This window comes from Zavarzinia sp. (assembly GCF_049306435.1).
Lineage (GTDB): Bacteria > Pseudomonadota > Alphaproteobacteria > Zavarziniales > Zavarziniaceae > Zavarzinia.
In genome coordinates this window covers 1-5,302 of sequence record NZ_JBAQRT010000328.1, presented here as the reverse complement: position 1 = coordinate 5,302, position 5,302 = coordinate 1, and the positions used below count along the sequence as shown (strand labels likewise).

Below are 5,302 nucleotides of genomic sequence, written 5' to 3'. Positions count from 1 at the left end.
GGGCCGACAGGCCCGCCGCCTTCAGCCGCCGCCAGAGCAGGGACCAGTCCGGCGCCGGCAGGCCGTCCCGCGCCCGCAGCAGCCGGCCCCAGGACAGCCAGTGCGAATCCGCCGCCATCAGCCGGCTGTAGGCGAGGAAGTCGGCGAGGGTCCAGGGCTCCCGCCCGATCGCCAGCAGGGCGCATTCGGGCGGCAGGGCGGCGCCGTTCATCAGCTGGTGATTGTAACCCGAAAGAAAACAATCGAGAAAGCGGCGGGTTTCCGCCGGCAGGCCGGCGATCGTCGCCCGAGCCGCGTCGCGAAAGCCGAACAGGCGCAAGGAGCGGTCGAGATCGAGGGCCAGCGGCCCCGCCATTTCCGCGACCCGGCCGAGGGCGACCCGGCGCATGATCTCGATCTGGCCAAGGCGCAGGTGTGCGTGGACGAGGCCAAGGCCGGTGAACAGATCCTCGTCCGTTTCCGCCTCGATGAAGGGGATCTGTTGCTCGCTCCAGCGGATCACGAGCGGCCGGGCGAGGGGGGCGCCGCGCGGCACCATGGCCAGCCGGTCATCGAGATCCAGCCGGCGGGGCGGGGTGGAAAACACCGCCCGCAACGCAAGGGCCGCGCCGACGGCGGCACCCCAGACCTTGTCCATCCCGCAACGCTCCGAACGCAACCACGAAACCGTGGCGGCCGAGCGTCGGAAACAGGGAAACCGGCGTCAGCTCGCCTTGATGTAGTGTCCATCCTGATAGATCAGAGGCGCGATGTCGCCGAAAAGTCGAACCGAGTCGACCTTGCCGACGAAGATCGTGTGGGTGCCATAGATCATCAGGGCATCGACGGTGCAGAAGATGTTGGCCTGGGCGTCGGTAAGGAACGGCACGCCCTTGTCGTTGTCGGACCAGTCGCCGGCCGAGAAACGCTCCGCCCCCTGCAGCTTGCCGCCAAAGGCGCCGGCGACATCGGCATGGGCGTTGTTCAGCAGGTTCACGCAGAAGCGGGTGCCGCTGGTCATGACGGGATGCAGGCTGGCGCTCTGGTTCACGCAGACGAGGATGGCCGGCGGATCGGTCGTCACCGAGGTGACGGCGGTCGCGGTCATGCCCTGGCGTTCGCCGCCGTCGCCGGTCGAGATCACGGTGACGGTGGCCGCCAGGCGGCGCATGGCGCCCTTGAAGGCGGCGGCCAGTTCGGCGGGGGGCTGGGAAGGGGCGTCGGGCATCGGATCTGTCCTCGGATACTGGCGGCACGGTTCGATGCACCCTGCCGGTCGCGTCAATAGAGCCGAATTTCCACCATTGTCGCAAGATCGCCATCGTCTGCTTGAGGGAGACGGAGCCGCGCCCGCTGCTTAGTCCTAACAGACGATGCCGCCCCCCGTCGCCCGCACCCATGATCCGGCCAAAGCCAGGGGGTCGCGTCATCGCGGCCGTTGCGCGACGACACGGGAAGGATCGAGACATGGACGGAAGCAGCGACGTCAATCTGCAGGTGCCGACGGCGGCGGAAATGGTGGCGCGGGCGCGGGCCCTTGTTCCCGTGTTGCGGGAGAGGGCGGCGGCGACCGAAAAGGCCCGCCGCGTTCCCGACGAGACGATCGCCGACTTCCAGGCCGCCGGCCTGTTCCGCATCCTCCAGCCCAAGCGCTGGGGCGGTTACGAAATGCATCCCTCGGTGTTCTACGACGTGCTGATGACCCTCGCCGAGGGCGACATGTCGCCGGCCTGGTGCTATGGCGTGATCGGCGCCCACAACTGGCAGATGGCCCTGTTCGAGGACCAGGCGGCGCAGGATGTCTGGGGCCAGGATACCTCGGTCCTCATCTCCTCGACCTATATGATGACCGGCAAGGCCATGCCGGTCGAGGGCGGCTACCGCTTCTCCGGGCGCTGGCGCTTCTCGTCGGGCTGCGAGCATTGCGACTGGATCTTCCTCGGCGGCATGGTCGATCCCGACAGCGGCAACCTGGATGCCCGCACCTTCCTGCTGCCGCGCAAGGATTACCAGATCGTCGATACCTGGGACACCCACGGCCTGCGCGGCACCGGCAGCCACGACATCGTGGTCGAGGATGTGTTCATCCCCGAATATCGCACCCACAAGATGGCCGACGCCCTGATGTGCATGAGCCCGGGTAACGCCATCAACACCTCGCCCATTTACCGCCTGCCCTTCGCCCAGGTCTTCATCCGTTCGGTCTCGACCTCGACCATCGGCGGGCTGCAGGCGATGATCGATGCCTTCATCAAATATGCCGCCAAGCGCGTGACCGTGACCGGCGCCAAGACCGCCGAGGACGCGACGGCCCAGCTCGTCATCGCCGAGACCCTGTCGGCGATCGACGAGATGAAGGTGCTGCTCCACCGCAATATCGGCAAGATGTACGACGACGCGGTGAAGGGCGAATTCACCACGATCGAGGAACGCATGATGTATCGCTTCCAGTCGGCCGACGTGCCCGAGCGCTGCATCAATCTCGCCCAGCGCATCTTCAAGGCCGGCGGCGGCGCCGCGGTGTTCAACGGCCTGGCGTTCTCGCGCATCTTCCGCGACATCTCGACCGGCAAGGCCCATGCGGCCAACCAGTCGGATTCGATCGGGCGCAACTGGGGCGGCGTCGTGCTGGGGCTCGACAACAAGGACTTTTTCATCTGATCCTTCCCGCCCCCGGCGCCGCGCCGGGGGCGCGACAGAATAATGGGGGCCGGGCCGGAACATGCAGCCGCTGCAGTATCATACGCTGAAAGTCGCCGCCGTCGTCGAGGAGACGCCCGACGCCAGGTCGGTGATCTTCGAGGTGGGCGAGCCCCTGCGCGAGCGGTTCGCCTACAAGCCCGGCCAGTTCCTCACCCTTCGCGTCGGCGAGGGGGAGGCTTCGGTCGCCCGCTGTTATTCCCTCGCCTCGTCGCCCTTCACCGGGGAGGCGCCCAAGGTGACGGTGAAGCGGGTTGCCGGCGGCCGTGCCTCCAACTGGGTGTGCGACAATCTTCGCCCGGGCGATGTGGTCGACGTGTTGCCCCCCGCCGGCGTCTTCACGCCGAAAAATCTCGACCGCGACCTGCTGCTGTTCGCCGGCGGCAGCGGTGTTACCCCGGTGATGTCGATCCTGAAGTCGGCGCTGCTGAAGGGGCGCGGCCATGTCGTTCTGGTCTATGCCAATCGGGACGAGAAATCGGTGATCTTCGCCGCGGAACTGCGCCGCCTCGCCGCCGAGAACCCCGGCCGGATGACCGTGCTGCACTGGCTGGAATCGGTGCAAGGCCTGCCCTCGCCCGAGCAGATCGCCGCCCTCGTCCAGCCCTATGCCCCCACCCATGACGCCTTCATCTGCGGCCCCAGCCCCTTCATGGACGGCGTCGTCGCCGCGCTTTCCGCCCTCGGGGTCGAGCGCGGCCGGGTGCATCTGGAAAAATTCATTTCCCTCGACGGCGATCCGATCGCCGCCGTCGCCGCCATCGAGGCGCAGGCCAGGGCGGCCGAAAGCGGCCCCCGCGCCGAGGCGGAAGTGTTGCTGGACGGTGAAACCCACACGATCCCATGGCCGACCGCGCGCCATCTGCTCGACGTCATGCTCGACGCCGGCATCCAGGCGCCCCATTCCTGCCGGATGGGCAGCTGCAGCGCCTGCATGTGCAAGCTGGAGGCGGGCGAGGTGAAAATGTCCAAGAACAGTGTCCTCGACAAGACCGACCTCGCCGAGGGCTGGATCCTGGCCTGCCAGGCCCTGCCGCTGACCGACAAGGTGAAAGTCTCCTTCCCCGAGTAGGGCGACCTGCGCCGTAGTCCATGCAGACGATGATCGTCTTCCCCGTTCGTCTAGGGTCAGGAGACGAGAAGGGTAACGGCCCTCGAGGGCGCGAGACCTGAACAAAACGGTGGAGGAAAGCGTGTCGATCCGGGAATTGGGATATGTCGTCGTCGGCTCGACCGACAATGCGAAATGGCGGCAGTTCGCGACCGAGGTTCTGGGCCTCATGGCGGAAGACGCGCCGGATGGCCGCCTGCATCTGAAGATGGACGGGCGCCGCTTCCGCTTCCTGATCCTGCCGGCGGCCGAGGATGGCCTGATCGCCTCGGGCTGGGAGGTGCAGGACCAGATCGCCTATCGCACCGCGCGCGAGACCCTCGCCGGCAAGGGCGTGGAGATCACCGACGGCAGCGCCGAGGATGCCGCGATCCGCTACGTGCAGGAATATTTCACTTTCGCCGATCCCTCGGGCAACCGGCATGAAGTCTATTGGGGGCCGATCTCCGACTTCGCCCGTTTCCAGTCGCCCATCGGCGTCTCGGGCTTCGTGACCGAGGGCATGGGGCTTGGCCATGTCGTGCTGCCCGCGCCCTTCGCCTTCGAGGAAACCCACAAGTTCTGGACCGAGGTCGCCGATTTCGGCCTGTCGGACATCCTGAAGATCTCGATGCTGCCGGGGATGCCGCCGCTGCGCATCCAGTTCTATCACTGCAATCCGCGCCAGCATTCCCTCGCCCTCGCGGAAATGCCGAGCCCGGCCAACTGCATCCACGTGATGATCGAGGTCGACAGCATCGACGAGGTCGGCCGCGCCCTCGACCGCGTGGCGCAATATCAGGTGCCGGTGGTCATGAGCCTCGGCCGTCACGTCAACGACGACATGATTTCCTTCTACATCGTGACCCCGGGCAACTTCGCCCTCGAATACGGCTGGGGGGGCGTGGTGAAGGACTGGACCAATCATCAGGTGTTCGAGACGACGACGCCGAGCCATTGGGGCCATCGCCTCGGCGGTTGATTCAGGTTTTGCGCACCCGGGTCCCGCCTTCCGGGTGAACAAGGGCGGGGGAGTGTCGTCGGTCAACGGTCTTTTCGAGCCTCGGTCGATGCCGGCGATACCCCCCGATCCTGTGCCAATGCTCATTGGAAGCAGGCAAGGGCGCGGACTAGATTGGCAAAAAAGGCACGCCTGTCACGAACAGGCGGCCGTCCGGGCGGCAGCGCCGCCGGCATGGGGAGGAGAGCGGCTAGATGGCCAAGAGATCGCTGGGCATTGTGATGGCGTTGTTCATCGGCATCATCGCCGTCTACGCCTTCTATCCGCGCGGCCTGCCCCATTTCCCGGACACTGAAACCAACCCGGCTCGCCTGCGTGTCAATGGCGTCGCCTCGATCGGCGACCGGCTGATCGCTGTCGGCGAAAGCGGCCATGTCCTGATCAGCGACGACGCGGCCGCGACCTGGCGCGACGCGCGCATCCTGCCCGGGGCCGGGCTCACGCGGCTGGACTCGACCCTGACCCAGGTCGCGGCGGTGGGCGGCAGCGTCGCCCTGGCCGTCGGCCATGAC

The 5,302-nt window shown here is 66.8% G+C and carries 5 protein-coding genes and 1 pseudogene; 4 read left to right on the top strand and 2 right to left on the bottom strand.

Annotation, left to right across the window (positions count from 1 at the left end; genetic code table 11):
* Together WAZ62_RS18900 and WAZ62_RS18895 are read right to left on the bottom strand one after the other, a co-directional pair.
* Positions 1-637, bottom strand: a 637-nt coding sequence (locus tag WAZ62_RS18900; protein WP_422645085.1) for a penicillin acylase family protein, incomplete at its 3' end; no start/stop codon positions are given.
* Positions 638-703: 66 nt separating this feature from the next.
* On the bottom strand, positions 704-1,207 hold the full coding sequence (locus tag WAZ62_RS18895) for a flavin reductase family protein (RefSeq protein WP_422645084.1): 504 nt from the start codon (positions 1,205-1,207) through the stop codon (positions 704-706).
* Positions 1,208-1,446: 239 nt separating this feature from the next.
* Between WAZ62_RS18895 and WAZ62_RS18890 the strand changes: the two genes are divergently transcribed.
* The 4 genes and pseudogenes from WAZ62_RS18890 to WAZ62_RS18875 all read left to right on the top strand — a co-directional run.
* Complete coding sequence (locus WAZ62_RS18890; RefSeq protein WP_422645083.1) at positions 1,447-2,640, top strand: flavin-dependent monooxygenase; 1,194 nt, start codon at positions 1,447-1,449, stop codon at positions 2,638-2,640.
* Positions 2,641-2,701: 61 nt separating this feature from the next.
* Positions 2,702-3,751 (top strand): 2Fe-2S iron-sulfur cluster-binding protein, encoded by a 1,050-nt coding sequence (locus WAZ62_RS18885; protein WP_422645082.1) that lies wholly within the window; start codon positions 2,702-2,704, stop codon positions 3,749-3,751.
* 121 nt (positions 3,752-3,872) lie between these two features.
* The gene (locus WAZ62_RS18880) at positions 3,873-4,751 is read left to right on the top strand and encodes a VOC family protein (RefSeq protein WP_422645081.1); all 879 of its coding nucleotides are present in this window, start codon (positions 3,873-3,875) and stop codon (positions 4,749-4,751) included.
* 233 nt (positions 4,752-4,984) lie between these two features.
* A pseudogene (locus tag WAZ62_RS18875) lies at positions 4,985-5,302 on the top strand (hypothetical protein); the annotation flags it as partial.

What these genes read in the sequence shown, in the direction of transcription:
- WAZ62_RS18885 (WP_422645082.1), top strand. Translation starts at nt 2,702, where the DNA reads ATGCAGCCGCTGCAGTATCATACGCTGAAAGTCGCCGCCGTCGTCGAG.
- WAZ62_RS18890 (WP_422645083.1), top strand. Translation starts at nt 1,447, where the DNA reads ATGGACGGAAGCAGCGACGTCAATCTGCAGGTGCCGACGGCGGCGGAA.
- WAZ62_RS18895 (WP_422645084.1), bottom strand. Translation starts at nt 1,207, where the DNA reads ATGCCCGACGCCCCTTCCCAGCCCCCCGCCGAACTGGCCGCCGCCTTC.